The sequence below is a fragment of the Mesorhizobium sp. M7A.F.Ca.CA.004.06.1.1 genome (genome assembly GCF_003999135.1).
In the GTDB taxonomy this organism is placed as follows: domain Bacteria; phylum Pseudomonadota; class Alphaproteobacteria; order Rhizobiales; family Rhizobiaceae; genus Mesorhizobium.
In genome coordinates, this window is record NZ_RZPQ01001139.1 from 1 (window position 1) to 1,217 (window position 1,217).

General features: G+C 64.3%; 2 protein-coding genes. Both read right to left on the minus strand.

What is annotated here, in order from left to right:
• Positions 1 to 282: MurR/RpiR family transcriptional regulator (locus tag EN906_RS34535; RefSeq protein ID WP_164777631.1), on the minus strand; the 282-nt coding region annotated here is incomplete at its 3' end.
• Positions 279 to 1,217 (minus strand): ATP-binding cassette domain-containing protein (locus EN906_RS34540; RefSeq protein ID WP_127375796.1); only part of this gene is annotated, 939 nt, incomplete at its 5' end. The genes EN906_RS34540 and EN906_RS34535, both read right to left, overlap by 4 nt.

A 1,217-nucleotide genomic window follows, 5' to 3' on the forward strand; every position in this document is an offset into this window, starting at 1 on the left:
GGGATCGCGGCTCAACGGCTCCGGCGACAGATACTGGCCGCCGATGGCGATGGCTTGCGCCAGATAGAATTTGAAGTCGCGCAGGCCCTCGCAGCCGAGGTTGCGGCAGAACCGCGTCACCGTCGGCTCGCTGACACCGACGCGCAAGGCAATTTCCGAAATCGCCGCTTTGGAAACGAAATCGAGGTCTGCCAGCACGAAGCCGGCCAGCTTGCGATCCGACTTCGTTCCGTCCTGCGACATCAGCTGCAGCCGCGTGATGATGTCGGCCGGCGTCTTCATAGAGGCAGGCCCGTTGCCTTGTCGAACAGATGGATGTTGCCGGGGTCGACCGAGACCGGCAGCAGGTCTCCCGGCCTGACCGGCACCCTGTCGCGGAACACGGCGCGTACCGTATCAGCACCGATAGCGCCATAGACATGTGTTTCGGAGCCGGTGGGCTCGACGACATCCACTCTGATCGCCATCGCGTCGACAGCCTCGCCGACGATAAAATGCTCGGGCCGGATGCCAGCCTCCACCGCGCTGTCCGCCGGCACCTGTTTGCCGGCAAGCGCAAGCCGCCCGCCACCGGCCGATTCGAACCAGGTTTTCTCAAGCGTCGTCTTGAGCGAACCGGACACAAAGCTCATCGACGGCGAGCCGAGGAAGGAGGCGACGAACTTGTTGGCAGGCCTGTCATAGAGTTCCAGCGGCGCCCCGACCTGCTGGATTCTGCCGCGGTCCATCACGACGATGCGGTCGGCCATCGTCATGGCCTCGATCTGGTCGTGGGTGACGTAGACGATCGTCGATTTCAGCCGCTGGTGCAGCGCCTTGATCTCGACGCGCATCTGCACGCGCAATTGCGCGTCGAGGTTGGACAGCGGCTCGTCGAACAGGAACACAGACGGCTCGCGCACGATGGCGCGGCCCATGGCGACGCGCTGGCGCTGGCCGCCCGACAGCTGGCGGGGATAGCGGTCGAGATAGGAGAAGAGATTGAGGACGCCGGACGCCTTCTTGACCTTCTCATCGATCACCGTGCGCGTCTCGCCGCGGATCTTCGGGCCAAAGCCGATATTGTCAGCTGCCTTCAGATGCGGAAACAGCGCATAGGACTGGAACACCATGGCGATGTTGCGCTGCTGTGGCGGCAGCGCGTTGGCGCGCACGCCGCCGATCAACAGGTCGCCGGAGGTGATCGTCTCCAGGCCGGCCAGCATGCGCAGCAAGGT